This window comes from Microbispora sp. CSR-4 (assembly GCF_008033685.1).
Classification (GTDB): Bacteria; Actinomycetota; Actinomycetes; order Streptosporangiales; family Streptosporangiaceae; genus Microbispora.
In genome coordinates, this window is sequence record NZ_VJVX01000353.1 from 1 (window position 1) to 219 (window position 219).

1 pseudogene is annotated in these 219 nt (G+C 63.9%); it reads right to left on the minus strand.

The window, feature by feature from the left end:
• Window positions 1-99 precede the first annotated feature (99 nt).
• Window positions 100-219: pseudogene (locus FLV34_RS40080) on the minus strand (transposase); the annotation flags it as partial.

Below are 219 nucleotides of genomic sequence, written 5' to 3' on the forward strand. Positions count from 1 at the left end.
AATTTCCGCGCGAGTTGGCCGCGGACCTCGCTGGAGATCGCCATACCATCTCAACGAGCCGAAGATCACGAAGCAACGCCTTATTTCTTGACGGCTTCAGTGAAACCAGCACCTTTGAGCCCTGGCCTGCGGGAACACCTCACCGAGGGCGGCCCAGAACCCCAGTGCGCCGTCCCCGACGGCCAGCACCGGCGCGCGCATCCCCCGCCGTTTGCAATC